The organism is Nitrospiria bacterium, assembly GCA_035498035.1.
Classification (GTDB): domain Bacteria; phylum Nitrospirota; class Nitrospiria; order JACQBZ01; family JACQBZ01; genus JACQBZ01.
The window spans coordinates 44,094-65,129 of sequence record DATKAN010000026.1 but is presented as its reverse complement, the minus strand read 5'-3'; the positions used below and the strand labels follow the sequence as shown (position 1 = coordinate 65,129).

Sequence of the window (21,036 nt, the reverse complement as noted above, 5' to 3'; positions counted from 1 at the left end):
CGCTTGATGACCGGGTCCACTTATCTTCGGAATCCTTCGCATTGCACACCCCCATCCGACTTGTTATAATGCCATTATGACCGCTTCGGTCTCACCTCTCGTCTCAGATCTGGTGCGTCTTCTCGGAACATCGAAGGTCCTGTCCGACTACCCCGCTCGAACCGCCTATGCGGTTGACGCCAGCATCTATCGGATCAATCCGCAAGCCGTTGTGTTGATCGAACAGGAAACCGATCTGCTCAAGGTGATGGAATATGCCCAAGGGCATCGGATTGCGCTCACGGCCCGGAGCGGCGGTTCAAACCTAACCGGCAATGCCATCGGCGAAGGGGTCATTCTTGAATTTTCGAGATTGAACCGCATCCTGGAATTAAATCGCGAAGAAAAATGGGTCCGGGTCCAGCCGGGAAAGATCTACGGCGAGCTGAACCGGGATCTGGAACGCCACGGTCTTTTTTTCGCTCCCGACCCGTCCAGCGGCGACGTGTGTAAGATCGGAGGAATGCTGGGGAACAACTCGGCCGGCCCTCATACGCTCAAGTACGGAGCCACCAAGGACAACGTCCATGAACTCCGCGTGATCCTAGCCGATGGCCGAGCCCTTTCGGTTCGTCCCTGTCATATAGAACATCCCGATTTTGGGCGGCTGCTTGGCGAGAATCGCGGGCTTCGCGAACTCTACGCCTTGCTGCAATCCAACCGATCCCTCATCCGGCAACACCGGATCGGGGTGAGCAAGAACAGCAGCGGTTATAATCTTTTCGACATGGTTGATCATCTGGAGGAAGGCACCTTTGATCTCACGAAACTCTTTATCGGAAGCGAAGGCACACTGGGAATAATCACAGAAACGAAACTGCGGTTGAGAGATCGCCCGACCCGGACCGCTACCGTGCTGGTGTATTTCAACCGCTTGGAAGAAGTCGGCCATGCGGTAAATTCTTTTCTAACATTTCGTCCCAGCGCGATGGAACTCATGGACGCCAGCTCGCTCGACCTGATTGGCCGGGGCCGTTTCGGCATCCCGCCCGAGGCCGCGGCCATGCTTCTGATCGAATTCGATGAAGAACCGATCGAGGACAAGATTGACCGGATTCACGAGACGACAAAGATTTATCGGCTGAGTCGGCCCATCGACGTAGCCCGAAGCGACCGACCTCACGGACAGGAACAACAAGAGGCGCTGTGGAGGGTGCGGAAGGCCATTTATCCGACTCTATACCGGTACGACGCCAAGAAAAAGCCAATCAACTTTGTGGACGACGTCGTGGTCCCGGCCACCCGTCTTCCCGAGCTCATTGATTACCTGGTCCGGTATTTCAAGGGAATGGACATACCCGTGGCCATCTATGGCCATATCGGCGATGGAAACGCTCATATCAATCCGCTCATGGACATGAAAAGCCCGGAAGACGTCGCACACATGGCGGCCATCTCGAACGAGATCCATTCCACCGTCATCCATCGATTCGGCGGATCCATTTGTGGCGAGCACGGAGACGGCCGGGTCCGGGGGGAGTTTCTGCGCGAACTTTACGGGGAAGAAGTCTATGGCCTGTTCATGCAGATCAAGCGACTCTTCGATCCGGATCAGATCCTAAATCCGGGCGTCAAACTCACCCACGTGCCATTCACAACCCATCTGGACACCGAACGGCTCGCGAAACCCTGCGCTACATGTGGAAAATGCAACACCGTGTGCCCGGTTTACGACATCACGCAAGAGGAATCGAACGGAGCCCGCGGCTGGTTTCACATCCTCACCGCGACCGATTTTTCGCATGAAAAGGCCTCCCGTGTCGTCGAGGCCTGCGTCAACTGCAAATCCTGCTATGCCGTCTGTCCCGCCGGCATTGACGTTTCAAAATACGTGCTTGAAAAACGCGCGGAGCGCCCGAATCGCTTGGCCGGTCTGATTTTCGGTCTTCAGGCGCGGCCCTGGCTGTTCGAATCGTTGCTGAAATGGGCCGGATGGACACAACCGCTCTGGAATACTTCCCCCGGTCGAGCGGCTCTGGAATACCTTACTCTTCCGGTCTTAAAGGCCCTGTCTCCGTCTGCGCGCCTTTCACGCGACATCGTACTTCCGCGGTTGGCCACGCAAACGCTGCGCCATCGCTTTGCGTCGTTTACGGAGGAAGCGGGGGGAAAAGGAACGGTGGCCTATTTCCACGGTTGCGCCGCCAATTATTTCAGGGATGGAGTGGGGGAGGCCGTGATCCGCCTTCTACAACGGCAAGGAATCCGACCGGTGCTACCCCGGCAACATTGCTCGGGAACACCGATCGAGACCTACGGCCATCGGGAGTTGGCCCGGAAACATGCCCGTTTCAATATGGAGTCCTTGCGACGTTTTGAGACGGTCGTGACGGGGTGCGCCTCGTGCACCTTCATGCTGAAGGATTACGCCCGGTTTTGCTCGGACGAAAAGGAGCGGGCGCAGGCGGCCGAGCTGGCCCGACGGGTGAAACATATCACGGAATTCCTGGTCGAGACGGGGACCCGCTCTTCAAATTCGGCCCCGGGAACACCGCAACAAACCGTGGCATATCATTCCTCCTGCCACCTGCGCGCGGCCGGAGTTACAAAGGAACCCCGGGAGTTGCTTCGCCGAATTTCCGGCCTGCGCTTTGTCGAGATGCGGGATGCCGACCGGTGCGCCGGAGGAGCCGGAACCTTTATCGTAAAAAATTATGAGCAGTCCAGACGGATTTTCGAGCGCAAGCGGCGGGCCGTGGTCGAGTCCGGAGCGGATGTGATTGCGACGAGTTGCCCCGCCTGCATGATCCAGTTGAAAACCGGAATGCATGACAGCCTTCCGATTAAGCATATCGCACAAATTCTCGATGAAGCTCAGGAACGGGCAAGCGGACCAAAGGCCCCGGATGCCCCTTCGGAAGATTTGTAAGGTATCTATGGTTGAAAGGAGGGGGCGCGCCCTCGGCAACCGGGAAAAGCAGGCGGGTTCCTCCGGCCATCCCCTACCGCTTAAATTGTTTGACCCAGAAGATCCCGCCGTCGACAGTATACAGAATGGTTCCGTTGTCCCCCACGGCCCACCCGGTCTTGTCATTTATGAAAAAAAGCGCCCGCAGAGTCGCATCCGTTCCGGGGGATCGGGGAATCCATATTAGGCCGACATTGGATGCCGTGCTGCTCGTGGACTGGAGCAGGGTCCCGGCCTCTCCGGAAACCCAACCGGCCGTCGAACCCCAAAACAGGATATCAGTCAAGGTGCCGGTCGCGGAGGTTTGGGGACCGCGCAGCCATGTGAGGCCGTCGTTCGTGGTCTGGAGAAGGACTCCGCCATCCCCCACGACCCATAGGGCGTTTCCGCTCCCGTAAATGGCGTTCAGGCTTCGGGTCGTGCCGCTGAGTTGTGAGGCCCAGAGCGCCCCGCTTGTCCCGGTAGCGGTGTGGAGAATCAAACCCTCGTCTCCTACAATCCATCCGTTATTAGGGTCCCGGAATAAGACGTCGCGAAGATGGTTGCTTCCGGCTCCGACCTGGGTCATCCATGAAAAACCGCCGTTGTCGGTATGAAGAATCGTCCCGTTATCCCCCACCACCCAACCGACGCTGGTATTCCCCTTCTGGAAGAAAACGCTGTTCAAGGGGTTTGAACTGCCGCTGGTCTGACGAACCCAATTCATTCCGGAGTTGCTCGTCTGAAGAATGATCCCGCCGTCCCCGACCGCCCAGCCCGTACTCGAGCTCGCAAACTCGACGGCCCTCAGACCCTGCGTCGTTCCGCTCGACTCCGAGAACCACGTCGCCCCCCCATCCCGGGTGTGGAGGAGGGTCCCGTTATTCCCGACGATCCAACCCTCGCTGGCGGTGATGAAGTAGACCCCGTTTAACTGTTCCATGAAGGCCGTCGCGGGAGCAGCGGCCTGAATGCTCTCGCCCGTACCGGCGCAGCCCATGAGAATCAGGGGCGCGATGAGCAGTCCGATCCGCTGGGCCGATTGAACCCATCCGCTTCTGGATGTGAGCATGATTCCCCCCTTCCCGTCATGATTTTCGCATGGCCCTGGAATGATTTTATTGGACCGCCGGCTCCAAGAGCGTGACCGTGGCTGTGTCTCCGTCCATCCGAAACGGAATACCGATTGGAAGCGTCACCTGCTCCCCGCCGTGGCCGGTCGGAAATCCATACAAAATGGGAAACGCCTGGTCCGCCAGCCGATCCTGAATCACATCCTCCAGGACATAGGTGGAATGAGCCGGGGGCTGACATCCCGGCATTTTCCCGAAAATTACCCCTTTGACATTTTGGAATTTGGACGCGGCCTTCAGCTGGGTCAACATCCGGTCAATCCGATAAGGGGCTTCGTCGATGTCCTCCAGCAGGAGGATGCATCCGTCGGTCTGAATCTCGTAGGGCGTCCCAAGGGTATTACAGAGCATCGTCAAACAACCGCCCACCAGCGGACCCTGGGCCTGTCCGCCCCTTAAACCCTTCACGTTCGCCACCGGAATCGGACCTTGGCCCTGGGCCTCCACCAGAATTTTCCGAAACCAGGTATCGGTCAGCAAGGAAGGCTGCTTGCCGAAGCTCGGCGCCACCATCGGACCGTGGAATGTGACCCATTCGAACCGCTGGCGAATATAATTGAGCAGAAGGGTGATATCGCTGCTTCCGACCAGAATCTTGGGGTGCCCGGCGATCACCCCCTCGTCAAGATGGGGAATGATGCGCGCCGTCCCATACCCGCCGCGGGCGCAGACAATCGCCGCGATTTCGGGGTTAGAAAACATCCGGTTCAGATCGTCCGCACGCTCGCGGTCCGTCCCGGCCAAATACCGGGACCGCTTCGTAACCGCTTCTCCCAACTCCACACCAAACCCCATGTCCTTCAGACGGTCCACGCCCTGAGCCAACTCCGAAAGATCCACCGAGCCGGCCGGTGCGACAACGCCGATGGTATCCCCCGCCGTTAGTCTCTTTGGTTTGATCATGATCGGATACCCGGGATGAATTCCTGAACGACGAGGTCATGAAGGGCCGGTCGAAACTTCCGGATCTTTATGTTCCGACTGGTCGGATGAACCCGGTTCGTCAGCAATATAATGGTCAAGTCTTTTTCCGGATCGATCCAGAGCGAGGTGCCCGTGAATCCGAGATGACCGAAGGAGCGCGCGGAAAGCAAGCGGCCGGAGGAAGAGGGCGCCCCGGAAGACCCCGATGGGGTATCCCAGCCCAAGCCCCAGCTCGAACCCGGTGTCGTTTGGCGCGTCACAAAACTTTCGACGATCTTTTGGGAAACGAAGGGGTTACGACCACGCAAGGCATCCAAGATCGTCTGAGAAAACCGATTCAGGTCGGCCGCCGTTGCGAACAGACCCGCGTGCCCGGCGATTCCTCCCATCGCATAAGCGTTGTCATCGTGCACCTGGCCGACCACGATCCCCCTCCTCCAATCACTGCGTTCGGTCGCCGCAAACCTCCCGGCGTGGGGTTTTCCGGTCCGAATAAAGAAGGACCGCTTGAGGCCGAGGGGACGAAACACCTGGTCACGACAAAACCGGTCCAGGCCCAGCCCGCTTACGCGTTCGATAATCTCGCCCAAAAGGACAAATCCAAGATCGCTATACAGGCTCATGGCCCCGGGCGGATAGACCAAGCGGCCATGATGGATACGATTCAACACCTGTTGTTTCGCATCCGGACTTCCCACATAGCCGTTTCGCCTTTTCGCCGTTTTGATCACCTCTTTGTAGAGAGGCTCCCAAGCCCGAAGGCCGGAGCAATGGTTCAGAAGGTCTCGAACCCTGATCCGGTCTTTCTCACCGCCCGAGAATTCCGGTATCCAGCGCCTCACCGGGTCGTCGATGTCCAAGGCTCCGCGATCCACCAGCCGCATCACGGCCGTTGTGGTTGCGATCGGTTTTGTCAATGAGGCCAAATCAAAGATCGTGAAGCGGGTCATGGATATCTTGCGGGGCTTGAGCGCCGCAAAACCGACCGCTTCATGGACCCGGACCTCGCCCCTCCAGGCGGCCAGCAACACGGCCCCTGGAAAGACGCCCTCGTCCACGGCATTGTTTAAAGCCTTTAGAATGGCAGGGAAAGCGTTTGTCATCAAGATGGATCAGGGTCAGCGCCGCTGTTCCAGCGCCTTGAGAAGTTTCCCATGGATCCCGTCAAATCCCCCGCTCGACATCAGGCAAACCAGGTCGCCGGACTTCAAACGGGGCGAGATCGTACGGACGATCTCCTCCGTCGTCGGAATGAACTCGGCCTCCTTGCCCAAACCTCGCAGGTCCTCGGCCACCTGCTTGGGATCCAGCCGAAGCCCCGCCGGGAGTTTTTCCGATGCGAAAATATCCGCAATCACGATCAGGTCGGCCGGATCAAACGACGGGGGGAACTCCTTCTGAAACACATTCCTCCGGCTGGTCGCCGATCGCGGTTCAAAGACGGCCCAGATCCGACGCCGCGGATAACGCAACCGGAGTCCGGCCAGGGTCTCCCGAATGGCTGTGGGATGATGGGCAAAATCGTCCATCACGATCACACCGGCCACCTCGCCCAAGACCTCTTGCCGTCGTTTGACGCCTTGAAAGCTCTCGATCCCCTTTTGAATGCTCTCGGAAGACAAGCCCAGCGTCGAGGCCAGTCCGATCACGGCCAGCGCATTGACCAGATTGTGCCGACCCACCATCGGGCTCCGAAACGGGCCAAGGTCCCGCCTCCCGTTTTTAACACGGAAGGAAACCCCGTCGGAGTCGAACCTCACGTCCTCGGCACACCATCCGGCCGTTGGATTCAGGCCATAGGTCGATCGCGGGCAGGAAGCATCCCGGATGACCGCCCGGACATTCGGATCTCCATCCACTGCGAAGAGGATACCGTCCGATGGAATCAACCGGACGAATTTGCGAAACGCCGATTTAATCTCGTCCAAGTCATTGTAAATATCTCCGTGATCGAATTCGATGCTGGTCAAGATGGCCGCATGGGGACGGTAATGGAGGAATTTAGGTCCCTTGTCGAAAAATGCCGTGTCGTACTCGTCCCCTTCTACAACGAAATAGCGCCCCGTGCCGGGGCGGCTGTTCGCCCCAAAGTTGATCACCCACCCCCCGATTAAAAAGCCGGGGTCCAGCCCGGCGCTTTCCAGGACCCAGGCCATGAGCGCGGCGGTCGTGGTTTTGCCGTGCGTCCCGGCGATCACAATCGGGGTGCGGTCCGTAAGGAAGAACTCGGCCAACGCCTGCGGAAATGATCGGTACGGGACGCCTCGATCCAGAACAGACTGGACCTCCGGATTGGTTTTGGATACGGCGTTGCCGATAATCACCAGGTTGGTATCGGGTTCGATATTCTCGGGACGAAATCCAACGCGGCAAGGGATGCCCTCCCGTTCCAACAGGGTGCTCATCGGTGGATAGACATTGGCGTCCGACCCCGTCACCCGGTAGCCGGCCGCTTTGAGCATCCGGGCCAACGCGGCCATCCCGGTTCCGCAGATCGCAATAAGATGAATATTCCGAAAGGTAGGCCCCATGTGCTCTTGAGTCTAACACACAGCCCTCAAGGGCGCAACCACCGGGCCAGAAATCGCGTTGCCCTTCCGTTCATTGATTAAAACTCTTGGGGCTGTTATCATACAGGCGCTTTCTGAACGCAACTTCGGCCATTATTGACCCGCATCCCGCAGGGATTGAAATGCGGATGAACAATCTGGACATGTTGATAGGAAAGACCCCGGGGTTGGACGATTTTTGACCGTGCCCGATCCCCTCTCCAACGGGTAGGAAGGCGAGGAGGATGAGGAGGATGAAGGTGTTTTCTTTCGGAGTGTAAACGGGAAAAAGCATACATGCCCGATTTAATAGATCAGATAAAAACCTTCAGGATTACGATCGACCTGGTCATGGGGATGATCATCATGGGGACAACCGGGGCCGTGATCGGGTTGAACATCGGCGGTCCCCTTCTCACGACCACGGCGACCTTGCTTGGAATCGTTCTCGGCGGATTCATCTCGATGTTGAGCGCCCGGCGCTTTTTCATCAGCGTCCTGGTGGGAACATTTATCGGTGCCGTGCTGGCCCTTTGGCTGGGCGGACCTTCTGCCTTGATCATCGGCGCGGGCTCTGGCGGCGCCATCGGCGGCTTCATCGGTGTCAATATCGGGCTGTTCAGAAGGGGATTATGACCACATTCTGCTTGACAGGGACAATAATTTTATTGTATTCTTTTAGACTTTAAGAGGATGGGTGCGCGATATGAAAACGGTTTCAGCCAAGAAAAAAGATTTTAATCGAACCTGGTACCTGGTCGATGCCCAGGACAAGATCTTGGGGCGCCTTGCATCCGAGGTGGCTTCGATCCTCCGGGGAAAGCACAAACCGACCTTCACCCCCCACGTGGACTGCGGCGATCACGTCGTGGTGGTCAATGCAGCGGGAATCCATCTCACGGGGGATAAACGGGTCAGTAAGTTTTATGCTCGCCATTCGGATTACCCCGGCGGATTCAAATCGATCACGGCCGGAACCCTGTTAAATGAGCGCCCTGATCGGATGGTCCGTTGGGCGATTCAGGGCATGCTCCCCAAGACCAAATTAGGCCGGGCCATGATCAAGAAGCTAAGGGTGTACGCCGGGCCCGATCATCCCCATAAAGCTCAGCAGCTAAAACCGATGGAGTCGCCCGGAACGAGGAGAACCGAATGAGCACCGCTGGCCTGATTGCCGCAACCGGAAAAAGAAAGAACGCCGTCGCCCGCGTCCAACTGAAACCGGGAACAGGGCAGATCCTCATCAACGATCGGACGCTCGAGAATTATTTCCCGCGGGAGATCCACCGAATCCAGATCCTTCAGCCTTTTCAGGTCACCAGCACGACCGGCAAGTTCAACGCGGCCGTCAACGTGCAGGGGGGAGGCGAGATGGGTCAAGCCGGCGCGGTACGCCACGGAATCGCCAAGGCCTTGCTGCAAACCAACGCCGCCCTTCGCGAGCCGTTGAAGAAAGAGGGCCTTTTGACCCGCGATTCCCGCGTGAAGGAACGGAAAAAATACGGCCAGAAAGGCGCGCGCCGGCGGTTCCAGTATTCCAAACGTTAAGAGCGAAATGGAATGAAGAAGGGGCCGCAGGGCCCCTTTTTTTATGTCCCATTTTTCGAGAGCGAGTAACAGGAGGCAGAATTCATGGTGAAAGTCGCTGTAGTCGGCGCGAGCGGCTATACCGGCGGGGAGTTACTTCGGCTGCTCTTCCTGCATCCCCGGATCAAGCTGACCGCGGCCTTTTCCGGAAAATCGGCCGGCCAAGCGATCGACACGGTCTTCCCAAATCTCAAGGGGCGGCTGTCGATGACCTTGGAGCCCCTAGATCTGAACCGCCTCCCGGGCAGGGCGGACCTGTTTTTTCTGGCCTTGCCGCACACAACCGCGATGCCGGTCGCGGCCCGGCTGCTTGAGAGGAAGAAACGCGTGATCGACCTCAGCGCGGATTTCCGGATAAAAGACCCCAAGATCTATGAGCGGTGGTACAAGACCCCCCATCTTTATCCCGGGCTGCTGGGACAGACTTGTTACGGCCTGCCCGAACTTCACCGCAACGCGATCAAATCGGCCCGACTCGTGGCCAATCCGGGATGTTATCCGACCGGCGCGCTTCTGGGGCTTCTTCCGTTGTTCCAAAAACCGCGGGTGGATTCCGGTCAGATCATCATCGATGCGAAATCCGGAATTTCCGGCGCCGGACGGAGCCCGGGCCAACCCTACCATTTTCCGGAGGCCCACGAGGCCGTGTCGGCCTATAGCATCGGCCGACATCGTCACCGGCCCGAGATCGAGCAGGAGCTGTCCATCCTGGTTAAAAAAAAGATCGCGGTGACTTTCACACCTCACCTTGTGCCGATCAACCGGGGAATTCTTTCCACCATCTACATCCCGCTCACCAGGACGATCGAGACCGACGAGGTTCTGAAACGGTACCAGGCCTTTTACAAAGGGAAACCGTTCGTCCGGGTCCTGTCATCCGGTGACTTGCCCAACACCCGAAACGTGCAGGGCTCAAACGACTGTCACATTGGTTTGGTGGTCGACGGACACTCGGATCCCGGGGCGGCGACCCTCGTCGTGGTCACGGCCATTGATAATCTGGTCAAAGGAGCGGCCGGCCAGGCCATTCAGAACATGAACCTGATGATGGGTTACGAAGAATCCCTCGGACTTACGGCCCCGGGACTGTTTCCATAGGTAAGATGCCCGGCGAGCACGGCGAGCGAGAGGGGGAGGCTCCGACCCGTTGTGCCGGCGCGAGCCCCTAAAAAAGGATCAACCGATGAAGAAAATCCAGGGGGGAATAACAGCCGTGCAAGGCTTCCGCGCCGCCGGCCTTCATTGCGGAATCAAATCCGGACGAAGCCCCGACCTCGCCCTGATCGCGGCCGATCATCGCTGTTCCTCCGCCGCGGTGTTTACTTTGAACCGGGCCGCAGCCGCCCCGGTTGTCCTCACCCGAAACCATTCCCGAAATGGAAATCTTCAAGCGATCGTGGCCAATTCGGGATCGGCCAACGCTTGCACGGGCGCCGAGGGATTGGCCATTGCGGAACAGATGGCGACGATAACCGGTAAAATGCTCGGGATCTCACCCCGCCGGATCGCGGTGGCCTCCACCGGAAAAATCGGTGCGCCCCCGTCGCTCAAGGCGCTCCAGAGTGGAATTCCACGGGCCATCTCGTCCTTAAGCCACAAAGGAAGCCGAAAAGCGGCCGAGGCTATCTTGACGACCGACACCTTCACGAAAGAAGCGGCCGTTCGAGTGAGGATTCTTGGAAAAACCGTCACGATCGGAGGCATTGCGAAGGGAGCCGGGATGATTCACCCCAATATGGCGACCATGCTTGCCTTCTTGACCACGGACGCCCGAATCCCGTCCGCACGTCTTCAAAAAATGCTGACAGCGGCCGTGGATCGATCCTTTAACATGGTTTCGGTCGACGGGGAAACCAGCACAAATGACATGGTGGTCTGTCTGGCCAACGGAGCGGCTGAAAACGAATCCATTGAAAGATCACCGGCCGCGCGAAGGGCTTTTCAAGAATCCCTTGACGCCGTCTGCACCGAACTGGCAAAAATGATTGCCCGGGACGGTGAAGGCGCCACGAAATTGGCGGAGATCCGAGTGGTCGGGGCCAAAAACGAGGATGCGGCTCGAAGCATTGCCCGACGGATCTCTCAATCACCATTGGTCAAGACCGCCTTTCTGGGAGAAGACGCCAACTGGGGCCGCATCGCCGCGGCGGCGGGTTCCGCCGGGGTGGAGTTTGATCCCGCCAGGGTGAGTATTTTTTTTGACAATGTGGCAGTGGTACAAAATGGAGTGGGCCTCGGCCCGGCCGCTGAGAGAAAAGCCGCCCGGGTGCTTGGGAATAAATACTTTACGGTGACCCTCGATCTTCGGACCGGAAGGCATACCGCCACGGCCTGGACCTGCGACCTGACCGAGGAATACATACGGATCAACACGGCTTACCGCTCCTAATCTCCATCTTTTCGCTTGCAAATCATTCTTTAATATGTTATTTTTCCAAGGGTTTGATGGAACTCAATTCACACGCCTGACCGTTTCCCACTCGAGGTAGAGGGATCGGCGTTCGACGTGGTGCAGGCCCGCGCACGGGCCTACGATTCGAACGGACAGACAGGCGGAGGATCAACCACAAAGGAGGTTTACATGTCCGTGATTTCCATGAAAGAACTTTTGGAGGCCGGGGTTCACTTCGGCCACCAAACGAAGCGTTGGAACCCCAAGATGAAAAAATACATCTTCGGGGAACGTAATGGGATTTACATCATCGATCTGCAGAAAACGGTGAAGCGTTTTCAGGCCGCCCATGATTTTGTCAGACAGACCGTGGCGGACGGACGGTCCATTCTCTTTGTCGGCACGAAACGCCAGGCCCAGGAGGTGGTCGAGACCGAGGCCAAGCGAAGCCAGATGTTCTATGTCAACCAGCGGTGGCTGGGAGGAATGTTGACCAATTTCCAGACGATCCGCAAAAACATCGAGCGCCTTAAGAAACTGGAAGCCGCACGGACGGACGGCACCCATGACCGCCTCACAAAGAAGGAAGTCGCGGATCTCGAAAAGGATCGGATGAAACTGGAAAAGTACCTTAACGGGATCAAGGAAATGACGACGCTTCCGGGCGCGGTGTATATTGTGGACACCAAGAAGGAGCATATCGCGGTTCAGGAAGCCAAGCGCCTGGAAATTCCCATCATCGCGATCCTGGATACCAACTGCGATCCGGAAGATGCCGATCTGATCATCCCGGGAAACGACGACGCCCTCCGAGCGATCAAACTCATCACCACACGTATCGCGGACGCTGCCATCGAAGGATTGCAGCTTCGCGCCCGAAAGCAGCCTCAGGCCGAAACCATGGCTGCGGCCCCGTTTCCCGAGGCGGGCTTATCGGTGATGCCGACCGCAGCCCCCGTGGGCGATCCGGTCGAAGGCATCGTGGAGGCGGACAATGCCCATTGACGCGACATTGGTAAAGGACCTCCGCGAGAAAACCGGCGCCGGGGTGCTGGATTGTCAAAAAGCCCTGACCCAATCGGGCGGAGATATCGCCAAAGCGATCGACTTCTTGAGGCAGAAAGGTCTGGCCTTGGCCCAAAAGAAGGCGGGGCGGACCACCAACGACGGTCTGATCGTCTCCTATATTCATGCCGGGAGCAAACTCGGGGTTCTCCTCGAGGTCAATTGCGAAACCGATTTCGTCGCCAAAACGGACGACTTTCAAGAACTCGGCCGGGACCTGGCCATGCATATCGCCGCGGCCGACCCCCGATACCTTCAGCGGGAGGATGTCCCCCCGGCCGTTCTGGAAAAAGAGAAAGAAATCTTCCGGGCTCAGGCCAAAGAGAGCGGCAAGCCGGAGGCGGTTTTGGATAAAATCGTCGCGGGGCGATTGGAAAAATTCTATGCCGAGCTCTGTCTGTTGGAGCAGCCCTTCGTCAAGGACCCCGGGATCACGATTAAAGATTTGCTCGGTCAGAGAATCGCCAAGCTCGGTGAGAATATCTCCGTTCGCCGGTTTACACGGTTTCGACTGGGTGAGATGATCGGGGAATGAATGCGCCGAAATATCAGCGGGTGTTGCTGAAGATCAGCGGCGAGGTTCTGGCCGGGGACCAAGGCTACGGAATTGATCCGAAGGTCATCGACGCCGTCTCCACCGAGATCAAGGACATTCACGACCTTGGGGTCGAGGTGGCCGTCGTGATCGGCGGAGGAAACATCTTCCGGGGTCTGGCCGCCAGCGCCGGGGGGATGGAACGTTCTTCCGCCGATTACATGGGTATGCTGGCGACGGTTCTCAACGCCCTGGCGCTCCAGAACGCCCTCGAACGCAAAGGCGTCTTTACCCGTGTCCAATCGGCGATCGAGATGCGGCAACTGGCTGAGAGCTACATCCGCCGAAGGGCCATCCGTCATCTGGAAAAGAAACGGGTCGTTATTTTTGCGGGGGGAACCGGCAACCCGTATTTTTCAACCGATACCGCAGCCGCCCTCCGCGCCATGGAAATTGGCGCGCAGGTCATCCTCAAAGGCACGAAGGTGGACGGCATCTACGATGCCGATCCGATGAAGCATCCCAAAGCGAAACGCTATGACGAACTGACCTTCTTTCAGGTCATCGAAAAAGATCTCCGCGTCATGGACGCAACGGCCGTCACTCTTTGCATGGATCATAGCCTCCCGCTGATCGTATTTAATCTGAAGGAAATCGGAAACATCAAACGGATCATCCTCGGACAAAAAATCGGCACCATTGTCCGTAAAACTCTTTGACCGATCGGGAGGAAGCGCTCCTCAATGGCACCGGACATCAAAAAAGCGGTGAAGGACAAGATGGAGGGCGCTGTCGACCATCTTCGTAAAGAGCTGGCCGGTGTCCGCACCGGCAGGGCTTCGCTGGCGCTTTTGGACTCTGTAAAGGTGGACTATTACGGCACGCCGACCCCGTTACGCCAGGTGGCCGCCCTCTCCATTCCCGAAAGCCGCCAGATCGCCATTCAGCCTTGGGAACCGAACCTCATCGCCGAAATCGAAAAGGCCATTCTGTCTTCCGATCTGGGCCTCACCCCCGGAAACGACGGCAAGATCGTCCGTATCAGCATCCCCCTTTTGACCGAGGAACGAAGAAAAGATCTGAGCAAGCATTGTAAGAAATTGGGGGAGGATTCCAAGGTCGTTGTTCGGAATCTCCGTCGGGATGCGAATGAGGAGCTCAAGGGTCAGCAGAAGTCGGGGGTCTTGAGCGAGGATGTCCTCCGAAAATCTCAAGAGGAGATCCAGAAATTGACCGACGAATTCATCAAAAAAATCGACGAAGTCATTAAAAGCAAGGAAAACGAAATCCTGGAAAAAAACTAGACAGCGGAGGTATGTTTCATGTCGGTGTCGTTCCAATCTCGATTTCGTCCCCTGATCGTTTTTTGTCTGGTGGTCACGACCCTCAGCCTTGCCTTCGAAGACCGGGAAGCCTCGGCCGCCTTCCTCCCCTCCGCAACGGTGGTAGCCTCGGAAACCGGCGGGCCGGATCGTGAAACTTCGCTGAAAAAAATCCAGGCCGTTCTGGAATCCAAACTCCTCGTTCAGCGCCTGGCCGATTTCGGACTGAACCAAGCCGAAATCCTGTCGCGCCTGAGTCAACTTTCAGACCAGCAAGTTCACGAGATCGCAACCCAATTGGATGCTCAGCAACCGGGAGGAGATGTCCTGGGAACGGTCGTCGTTTTGCTGGTCATTGCCATCCTGGTGGTCGTCCTTTTGCAGTTGACGGGCCACAAGATCATTATCACGAAGTAGATACCCGGCTGCAAGGCGAGCGAGAGGGGCAGGACATCGACGAGATTGCGGCGACCTCAGTCCGGGGCCCTCAGGCGGGTCGCTCCATCAGGCTCCGCCGGCGGAGGGGGCGACGCAAGCCTCTACAATAATGAACAGCCCTGCGGGGTATCGGTTGCGCTACCATCCAACACCAAAAGGGTACCTGCTCCTCGGAATCGCAACGTTGTTATTCTTTGCGGATGGCCGCACAGCCTTCTCGGAACCCCCGCCCTCCGAAGAATCTCTCATCGACGGCGTTCCTTTCTATCCTCAGGAAGAACTTGGATGCGGGCCCGCGGCGGTGGCCAGCCTTTTAGCCTACTGGGGACGCCCCGTTTCCCTGGAAGAAATCACCCGGGAGGTTTATCTCGAAAAACTAAAAGGCAGTTTGCCCATCGATCTGGAACGGTCCGCGCAAACGCATGGTCTCGCCGTCTCTTCTTACCCCGGCAGTATGGATGATCTTCGCCTTCATCTAGGAAAGAACCAGCCCGTGATCGTCTTTCTCAATCTAAGATGGCGCCTGTTTCCGCAGGGCCATTTCGTGGTCGTCACAGGCTATGACGGGATTCACTCGGTGGTTATCGTCCATTCCGGAGACCGGGCCTATGAAAGAATGCCGGTTGATACTTTCTTGAACGCCTGGTCCAAAACAGGCTACTGGAGCCTGCTGATTCTCCCTCCGGAGGTGACTTCATAAAACCTGAAACTCAAAAAGTCCGATGGCTGATCGGAATGGGACTCCTTCTCGCGGTCGGGGGTTGCGGATCCCTGCCGCGGATCGTGGTTTTGCACGACCCGCTCACTCCCCGGGAACACGTACAACTCGGCGTGAGTTATGAGTCGCAGAAAGACTGGGGCTCGGCCGAAAAGCAATATCAGGCCGCTCTCGCTCAAGACCCGGACTACCTGCCTGCGCTGGCCAATTTGGGCAATGTGTATGCCCAGCAGGAACAGTACGCCTCCGCCGAAAAGATGTACCGCCGGGCGCTGCAGCGCGATCCGAACCAACCCATGGCCAACAACAATCTCGCCTGGATCTATATCCTACAGGGAATTCATTTGGCGGAGGCCGGAGAACGGATCGACCGCGCCTTGGCTGCGGACCCCGGGCACCGCGCTTTTTATGAGGACACCCGCGCCCTTCTTTTCCTAAGCCTCGGACAACCGGCCCGGGCCCGGGCCGCGTCGCTTCAGGCCGAGACGGCGGCCGGGTCGGAGTTGCCGGGTTTCGCAGAGCAGCATGACGCAACCCGATCAAAAATCGACGCGGCCCTATCCACACGGGGTTCAAATACAACGGAGGCTCCGTGACGCTCACCAAGATGCTTAAAAAGACCCTCGCGATCCGACCGGTCCATCCCACCGTCGCAGAAATCGACCTGAACGCCTTTCGCCATAATCTCCGATGGGTCCGAAACCGTATCGGCCCCCGGCGCGGGCTCCTCGCCGTGGTCAAGGCCAATGCCTACGGTCATGGGATCGTCTCCATCTCGAAGGCCGCCTCGTCCGAGGATATCCAGGGGCTGGGCGTCGCGTTCGTCGAAGAAGGCGTCCAACTTCGCCGGGCCGGAATCACGAAGCCGATTCTGGTGATGGCCGGTTTTCTCCCGGAAGAAGCCGAAGGATGCCTAAAACACCGTCTCACGCCGGTGGTTTCCAATCCGGATCAACTGGACGTGTTAAAACGACTGGCGCAAAAGACCGCCCGTCCGTTCGGCGTCCATCTTAAAATCGATACCGGGATGGGCCGGTTGGGGTTGATGGAGGGGGAGCTCGGAGCCTTCGTTGAAAGGGCCCGCGCCATCAAAAAAATCGAGATCCAGGGATTGATGTCTCATTTCGCCGATGACGAACTGACCGATTGCCGGACGGCCGAGGATCAGATCGATCGTTTCGAAGAAGCGCATCGCATGATCGAGTCCCTCGGCATAAAAATTCCCCGGCTCCACATGTCCAACAGCGCGGCGATCGTGAGTCTTGAACGCGGCTGGTTCAACCTCGTGAGACCCGGAATCGTGTTATACGGGTATGCGCCCGCATTTTCGGCCCCGGGATCGATTCCGATCAAACCGGTCATGACCCTCAAAACACGGATCATTCATTTGAAACGGGTCCCGGCCGGAACGTCGATCAGCTACGGCCGAACCTACACCACGCGCCGGGAGAGTCTGATCGCGGTCCTGCCGATCGGCTATGCCGACGGCTACAGTCGGGCCTGGTCAAACCGGGGCCAGGTATTGATCGGGGGACGACGCTTCCCGGTCGTCGGGCGGGTCTGTATGGACATGACCATGGTGGATGTTACGGACCTGCCGACCGTACAAACCGGGGCAGAAGCGGTTCTGATGGGTGCGCAGGGATCCGAGGCGCTCGGGGCCGACACGCTGGCCCGGAAGCTTGGAACCATCCCGTACGAGATCCTCTGCGCCGTCAGCCAACGGGTGCCCCGTCTTTATCGCGGCGGAGTCGATGCCTCATGAAATGGCTTGAGGTCATCGGTTTCAGGACGACGAAATTCATCGAAGAAATCGGGAATGTGGCCGTGCTTTTTCTGAGAACGGTTAAATGGGCCCTGCGTCCCCCGGTCGGATTTCGGAACATCCTGAAGCAAATGGAGGAGGTCGGCGTCCGTTCGGTTCCGGTCGTCCTGATCACGGCCGTCTCGACCGGCATGGTGCTGGCCCTCCAAAGCCACACCGGCTTCAAGCGGTTCAACGCGGAGAGCCTGGTCGGAACCGTCGTGGCGCTGTCCATGACCCGGGAGCTAGGACCGGTCCTCACGGCCTTGATCGTGGCCGGCCGCGCCGGCGCGGCCATGGCCGCCGAGCTCGGGACGATGCGGGTCACCGAGCAGATCGACGCCCTCAGCACAATGGCCACGAACCCGGTCAAATACCTGATCGTGCCGAGGCTCCTGGCCGGAATGGTGATGCTGCCGATCCTGACCATCTTCGCGGACGCCATCGGAATCGCGGGCGGTTATTTCGTGGCGGTGCAGATGTTGGACGTCAACCCGGTTGTCTATATGCGGCGCACGACCGATTATCTGGAATACGACGACATCTTCGGCGGCTTGCTCAAGGCCTTCGTATTCGGCATGATCATCGCGACGATCAGTTGTTACCAAGGATTTAATACACAGGGGGGGGCGGAGGGCGTGGGCAAGGCCACGACCGGCGCGGTCGTCATTTCCTCCATGCTGATCCTGATCTCGGACTATTTTCTGACCTCGATGCTGTTCTGACAGGGGCAACGACGTGGGCGAACCGGTCATTCAGCTTTTGGATGTCTACAAATCCTTTGGGGACAATCGCGTTCTCCAAGGAACCACGCTCACGATCGAACGCGGCGAGACGATGGTGATCATCGGCGGAAGCGGAAGCGGCAAGAGCGTCATCCTCAAGCACATCATCGGGCTGATGAAACCGGACCGCGGAATGGTGATCGTCGCCGGACAGGACCTCTCCTCCCTGAGGGAGCGGGCGTTGGACGAGCTGCGGAAGAAGTTCGGGATGCTTTTCCAGTACGCGGCGCTTTTCGATTCTCTGTCGGTATGGGAGAATGTCGGCTTTTCCCTCCGCCAGAAAACCCAAATGAAGGACGCCGAGATCCGGCGGGTCGCGACCGAAAAGCTGGCCATGGTCGGCCTCCGAGGGGTCGAAGACCGCATGCCGGCCGATCTCTCCGGCGGAATGAAAAAGCGGGTCGGTCTCGCACGCGCGCTGGCGATGGAACCTGAAATTTTATTGTATGATGAGCCCACGACCGGACTGGACCCGATCATGGCGGACGCGATCAACGAATTGATCCTCGAGATGAAGCGCCGCCTCCAGGTCACGGGGGTGGCGATTACCCACGACATGACCAGCGCGTACAAGATCGCGGACCGTATCGCGATGCTGTACCAGGGGAAAATCCAAGCCGTGGGAACGCCGGAGGAGATCAGGAACAGCGACAATCCGATCGTCCGTCAGTTTGTCACAGGGAGCTCGGTCGGGCCGATTATGACGGTGTAGGCAACGGGATCATGGAGGGGCGGTTCGCGAACCGCCCCTACGGCGAATCGGACAGCAAAACAGAAAGGACATCGTCCCTTCCATGCGATTGAGCACCGAAGCCCGGGTTGGATTGGTAGTTCTGCTCGGGGTTCTGATCTTGACCTATATGACCTTTAAGATAGGCGGATACACTTTCGGCACCCAAGCCGGCTATCGTATTATCGCGCTTTTCGACACCGTGGCGGGACTGGATACCAAATCCAAGATCCGGGTCGCCGGCGTGGAGGTCGGCCAGGTGGAAACCATCACGCTTCTGGACGGTCAGGCCAAGGTCACATTGCGGATCAATCCGGACGTCAAACTTCACCGAGGAACCGAGGCCGCCGTCCGCGCCACCGGACTCCTGGGAGATAAGTACCTCGAGCTCGTACCGGGAAAAGAAGAGGGCTACCTGAAGGACGGCGACACCATCACCCAGAGCGAACAGGTGGCCGATTTGGACCGCCTGATCAACCAGTTCAGCAGCATCGCATCCGACATCAAAACGGTCAGCGCCTCCCTCCGCGAAGCGCTCGGGACCAAGGAGGGCGAGACCTCCTTGAAGGAGATCGTGGCCAACATTCGCGAGCTCAGCCACAACCTCAACGGCACGGTGAAAGACAACCGCGAGAATTTCACCAAGGCCGTCGCCAATATCCAAGACGTCAGTTCATCCCTCAAAACGGATCTGCCCAAGCTGATGGATAGTCTCAATCGCACCTCCGAAAAACTGGAGGCGATCGCAACCAAGGTTGAGAAAGGCGAAGGGACGCTGGGCAAACTCATTCAGGACGATGGGATATACAACAAGCTGGATTCGACGCTCCAAGGGTTGAACGATATCACGCTGAAGGTCGAAAAAGGAGAGGGCACGATCGGGAAACTCTTCACCGACGAGAAAGCGTACGATCAACTCACAACGACCCTCGAAGGCGTGGGCAACGCCGTGTCCCGCATCGAACGGTTTAGGACCATCGTCGAGGGCAGCAGCGAGTATCAATTCGACTCCCATGATACCAAGGGTTATTTCACCGTCCAACTCCAACCCCGGGAGGACAAATTTTATCTTCTCCAGCTGGTGAATGATCCTCGGGGTAATTTTACAAAGACCACCACCCAGACCGGCAATAATCCACCGGTGACGACCATCAAGACCAAGACCCAGTTAAAGTTCAGCGCGGAGTTCGGACGACGGTTTTCGGACCTGGCCCTTCGGATGGGGCTGGTCGAAAACAGTCTCGGAGGGGGGGCCGATTTTTACCTCTTTAACGACGCCCTGAGATTCAGCGCCGATGCCTGGGATTTCAACAGCAACGACCCGCAGGAAAAGCATCCTCACCTCAAGGCCACCGCCCGTTACACCTTCTTCAGATATCTCTTCGTGCAAGGCGGCTACGACAATTTCCTCAACAAGAAAATCGACACCGGTTTTGTCGGCGGCGGCCTCCGTCTGGATGACGACGACCTTAAATACCTCATCGGCAGCGCCACGCTGCCGGTCCGATAGCCGGGCGGCACGATGGTTCCAAAGGGTTCCGCCGGCCCCCCTTCGGGCTCTGAAACAGGGGGTCGTTTTGTTTTGAAGCCTCCGTTATGATAAAGTAAAGCGACCCTGTGCCGTAGGGAGGACCCTTCGATGGAACCACTCAGGCGGCCCGATCCGCCCGACGAGAAATGCGCATTCTGCAGGATCATCCGGGGCGAAACCACCTGTCATCGGGTGTTTGAAGACGGTCTGTCCCTCGCCTTCCTGGATCACCGCCCCCTGCTGCGCGGGCATTGCCTCCTCATTCCCAAAGAGCATTACGAGCGGCTGGAGGATCTCCCCAATGACCGCATCGGCCCCTTTTTCAAAAACGTGCAGTTGCTGGCTCGCGCCGTCGAGAAAGCCCTGAACGCCGAGGGTTCCTTTGTGGCCATCAACACCCGCGTCAGCCAAAGCATTCCCCACTTGCATGTCCACATCGCCCCCCGCTGGAGAAATGACGGACTGTTCTCCAAAATCCTCGTCTGGAGGCGCAGTCCTTACAAGGATCGGTCATCCATCGTGGAAGCACGGGATTCGATTCAATCCACAATCAAGAGGATCTCGGCCGAAACCGAAATTCACCGATCCTGATCAGGC

General features: G+C 57.9%; 22 protein-coding genes. 18 read left to right on the top strand and 4 right to left on the bottom strand.

The features are described 5' to 3' along the window. Positions 1–76: 76 nt before the first annotated feature. Positions 77–2,908, top strand: a complete 2,832-nt coding sequence (locus tag VMN77_05735; protein HTN43282.1) for an FAD-binding and (Fe-S)-binding domain-containing protein — start codon at positions 77–79, stop codon at positions 2,906–2,908. Between the two features lie 73 nt (positions 2,909–2,981). Here VMN77_05735 and VMN77_05730 read toward each other — a convergent pair whose 3' ends face one another. Genes VMN77_05730 through mpl form a run of 4 tightly spaced genes read right to left on the bottom strand, consistent with a single transcriptional unit; the run spans position 2,982 to position 7,514 of the window. Beyond that, the gene (locus VMN77_05730; protein ID HTN43281.1) at positions 2,982–3,998 is read right to left on the bottom strand and encodes a YCF48-related protein; all 1,017 of its coding nucleotides are present in this window, start codon (positions 3,996–3,998) and stop codon (positions 2,982–2,984) included. A gap of 46 nt (positions 3,999–4,044) precedes the next feature. After that, entirely contained in the window at positions 4,045–4,962 is a 918-nt protein-coding gene (locus VMN77_05725; GenBank protein ID HTN43280.1) for an LD-carboxypeptidase, read from the bottom strand. After that, a complete protein-coding gene (locus tag VMN77_05720) occupies positions 4,959–6,086 on the bottom strand; it encodes a serine hydrolase domain-containing protein (protein HTN43279.1) in 1,128 nt (375 codons plus the stop codon). Before VMN77_05720 ends, VMN77_05725 begins: the two co-directional genes overlap by 4 nt. 15 nt (positions 6,087–6,101) lie before the next feature. Then, positions 6,102–7,514 carry a UDP-N-acetylmuramate:L-alanyl-gamma-D-glutamyl-meso-diaminopimelate ligase gene (mpl, locus tag VMN77_05715; protein HTN43278.1) on the bottom strand — a complete coding sequence of 471 codons (1,413 nt, stop codon included), beginning with the start codon at positions 7,512–7,514 and terminating at the stop codon, positions 6,102–6,104. Positions 7,515–7,829: 315 nt separating this feature from the next. On the opposite strand from mpl, the gene VMN77_05710 reads away from it, so the two are divergent. The 17 genes from VMN77_05710 to VMN77_05630 all read left to right on the top strand — a co-directional run bounded on the left by VMN77_05710 (position 7,830) and on the right by VMN77_05630 (position 21,030). After that, positions 7,830–8,168, top strand: a complete 339-nt coding sequence (locus tag VMN77_05710) for a hypothetical protein (GenBank protein HTN43277.1) — start codon at positions 7,830–7,832, stop codon at positions 8,166–8,168. Positions 8,169–8,238: 70 nt separating this feature from the next. Beyond that, positions 8,239–8,688 carry a 50S ribosomal protein L13 gene (gene rplM / locus VMN77_05705; protein HTN43276.1) on the top strand — a complete coding sequence of 150 codons (450 nt, stop codon included), beginning with the start codon at positions 8,239–8,241 and terminating at the stop codon, positions 8,686–8,688. Beyond that, the gene (gene rpsI, locus VMN77_05700; protein HTN43275.1) at positions 8,685–9,080 is read left to right on the top strand and encodes a 30S ribosomal protein S9; all 396 of its coding nucleotides are present in this window, start codon (positions 8,685–8,687) and stop codon (positions 9,078–9,080) included. The genes rplM and rpsI overlap by 4 nt, the downstream gene beginning before the upstream one ends. 84 nt (positions 9,081–9,164) lie before the next feature. Beyond that, on the top strand, positions 9,165–10,217 hold the full coding sequence (gene argC / locus VMN77_05695; GenBank protein ID HTN43274.1) for an N-acetyl-gamma-glutamyl-phosphate reductase: 1,053 nt from the start codon (positions 9,165–9,167) through the stop codon (positions 10,215–10,217). 85 nt (positions 10,218–10,302) lie between these two features. Next, on the top strand, positions 10,303–11,508 hold the full coding sequence (argJ, locus tag VMN77_05690; GenBank protein HTN43273.1) for a bifunctional glutamate N-acetyltransferase/amino-acid acetyltransferase ArgJ: 1,206 nt from the start codon (positions 10,303–10,305) through the stop codon (positions 11,506–11,508). A gap of 192 nt (positions 11,509–11,700) precedes the next feature. Further along, positions 11,701–12,516, top strand: a complete 816-nt coding sequence (rpsB, locus tag VMN77_05685) for a 30S ribosomal protein S2 (GenBank protein HTN43272.1) — start codon at positions 11,701–11,703, stop codon at positions 12,514–12,516. Continuing rightward, complete coding sequence (gene tsf, locus VMN77_05680) at positions 12,506–13,111, top strand: translation elongation factor Ts (protein HTN43271.1); 606 nt, start codon at positions 12,506–12,508, stop codon at positions 13,109–13,111. The genes rpsB and tsf overlap by 11 nt, the downstream gene beginning before the upstream one ends. Beyond that, a complete protein-coding gene (gene pyrH / locus VMN77_05675) occupies positions 13,108–13,830 on the top strand; it encodes a UMP kinase (protein HTN43270.1) in 723 nt (240 codons plus the stop codon). Before tsf ends, pyrH begins: the two co-directional genes overlap by 4 nt. Before the next feature lie 24 nt (positions 13,831–13,854). Further along, complete coding sequence (gene frr / locus VMN77_05670) at positions 13,855–14,415, top strand: ribosome recycling factor (GenBank protein HTN43269.1); 561 nt, start codon at positions 13,855–13,857, stop codon at positions 14,413–14,415. Between the two features lie 18 nt (positions 14,416–14,433). Further along, positions 14,434–14,850 (top strand): PA2779 family protein, encoded by a 417-nt coding sequence (locus VMN77_05665; GenBank protein ID HTN43268.1) that lies wholly within the window; start codon positions 14,434–14,436, stop codon positions 14,848–14,850. A 130-nt stretch (positions 14,851–14,980) separates the two neighbouring features. Then, positions 14,981–15,571 (top strand): C39 family peptidase, encoded by a 591-nt coding sequence (locus tag VMN77_05660; protein ID HTN43267.1) that lies wholly within the window; start codon positions 14,981–14,983, stop codon positions 15,569–15,571. 35 nt (positions 15,572–15,606) lie between these two features. After that, positions 15,607–16,185, top strand: a complete 579-nt coding sequence (locus VMN77_05655) for a tetratricopeptide repeat protein (GenBank protein HTN43266.1) — start codon at positions 15,607–15,609, stop codon at positions 16,183–16,185. Next, positions 16,182–17,354 carry an alanine racemase gene (alr, locus tag VMN77_05650; GenBank protein ID HTN43265.1) on the top strand — a complete coding sequence of 391 codons (1,173 nt, stop codon included), beginning with the start codon at positions 16,182–16,184 and terminating at the stop codon, positions 17,352–17,354. The genes VMN77_05655 and alr overlap by 4 nt, the downstream gene beginning before the upstream one ends. Then, a complete protein-coding gene (locus tag VMN77_05645) occupies positions 17,351–18,118 on the top strand; it encodes an ABC transporter permease (protein HTN43264.1) in 768 nt (255 codons plus the stop codon). The genes alr and VMN77_05645 overlap by 4 nt, the downstream gene beginning before the upstream one ends. Before the next feature lie 13 nt (positions 18,119–18,131). Further along, the gene (locus VMN77_05640) at positions 18,132–18,890 is read left to right on the top strand and encodes an ABC transporter ATP-binding protein (GenBank protein HTN43263.1); all 759 of its coding nucleotides are present in this window, start codon (positions 18,132–18,134) and stop codon (positions 18,888–18,890) included. Positions 18,891–18,972: 82 nt separating this feature from the next. Beyond that, positions 18,973–20,418, top strand: coding sequence for an MlaD family protein (locus VMN77_05635; protein ID HTN43262.1), 1,446 nt, complete (start codon positions 18,973–18,975; stop codon positions 20,416–20,418). A gap of 129 nt (positions 20,419–20,547) precedes the next feature. Then, a complete protein-coding gene (locus VMN77_05630) occupies positions 20,548–21,030 on the top strand; it encodes an HIT family protein (GenBank protein HTN43261.1) in 483 nt (160 codons plus the stop codon). The last annotated feature ends 6 nt before the right edge of the window (positions 21,031–21,036 follow it).

Bases quoted from the DNA above. Each gene is read 5' to 3' on its own strand.
- VMN77_05735 (HTN43282.1), top strand. From the start codon at position 77: ATGACCGCTTCGGTCTCACCTCTCGTCTCAGATCTGGTGCGTCTTCTC.
- VMN77_05730 (HTN43281.1), bottom strand. From the start codon at position 3,998: ATGCTCACATCCAGAAGCGGATGGGTTCAATCGGCCCAGCGGATCGGA.
- VMN77_05725 (HTN43280.1), bottom strand. From the start codon at position 4,962: ATGATCAAACCAAAGAGACTAACGGCGGGGGATACCATCGGCGTTGTC.
- VMN77_05720 (HTN43279.1), bottom strand. From the start codon at position 6,086: ATGACAAACGCTTTCCCTGCCATTCTAAAGGCTTTAAACAATGCCGTG.
- mpl (HTN43278.1), bottom strand. From the start codon at position 7,514: ATGGGGCCTACCTTTCGGAATATTCATCTTATTGCGATCTGCGGAACC.
- VMN77_05710 (HTN43277.1), top strand. From the start codon at position 7,830: ATGCCCGATTTAATAGATCAGATAAAAACCTTCAGGATTACGATCGAC.
- rplM (HTN43276.1), top strand. From the start codon at position 8,239: ATGAAAACGGTTTCAGCCAAGAAAAAAGATTTTAATCGAACCTGGTAC.
- rpsI (HTN43275.1), top strand. From the start codon at position 8,685: ATGAGCACCGCTGGCCTGATTGCCGCAACCGGAAAAAGAAAGAACGCC.
- argC (HTN43274.1), top strand. From the start codon at position 9,165: ATGGTGAAAGTCGCTGTAGTCGGCGCGAGCGGCTATACCGGCGGGGAG.
- argJ (HTN43273.1), top strand. From the start codon at position 10,303: ATGAAGAAAATCCAGGGGGGAATAACAGCCGTGCAAGGCTTCCGCGCC.
- rpsB (HTN43272.1), top strand. From the start codon at position 11,701: ATGTCCGTGATTTCCATGAAAGAACTTTTGGAGGCCGGGGTTCACTTC.
- tsf (HTN43271.1), top strand. From the start codon at position 12,506: ATGCCCATTGACGCGACATTGGTAAAGGACCTCCGCGAGAAAACCGGC.
- pyrH (HTN43270.1), top strand. From the start codon at position 13,108: ATGAATGCGCCGAAATATCAGCGGGTGTTGCTGAAGATCAGCGGCGAG.
- frr (HTN43269.1), top strand. From the start codon at position 13,855: ATGGCACCGGACATCAAAAAAGCGGTGAAGGACAAGATGGAGGGCGCT.
- VMN77_05665 (HTN43268.1), top strand. From the start codon at position 14,434: ATGTCGGTGTCGTTCCAATCTCGATTTCGTCCCCTGATCGTTTTTTGT.
- VMN77_05660 (HTN43267.1), top strand. From the start codon at position 14,981: ATGAACAGCCCTGCGGGGTATCGGTTGCGCTACCATCCAACACCAAAA.
- VMN77_05655 (HTN43266.1), top strand. From the start codon at position 15,607: ATGGGACTCCTTCTCGCGGTCGGGGGTTGCGGATCCCTGCCGCGGATC.
- VMN77_05645 (HTN43264.1), top strand. From the start codon at position 17,351: ATGAAATGGCTTGAGGTCATCGGTTTCAGGACGACGAAATTCATCGAA.
- VMN77_05635 (HTN43262.1), top strand. From the start codon at position 18,973: ATGCGATTGAGCACCGAAGCCCGGGTTGGATTGGTAGTTCTGCTCGGG.
- VMN77_05630 (HTN43261.1), top strand. From the start codon at position 20,548: ATGGAACCACTCAGGCGGCCCGATCCGCCCGACGAGAAATGCGCATTC.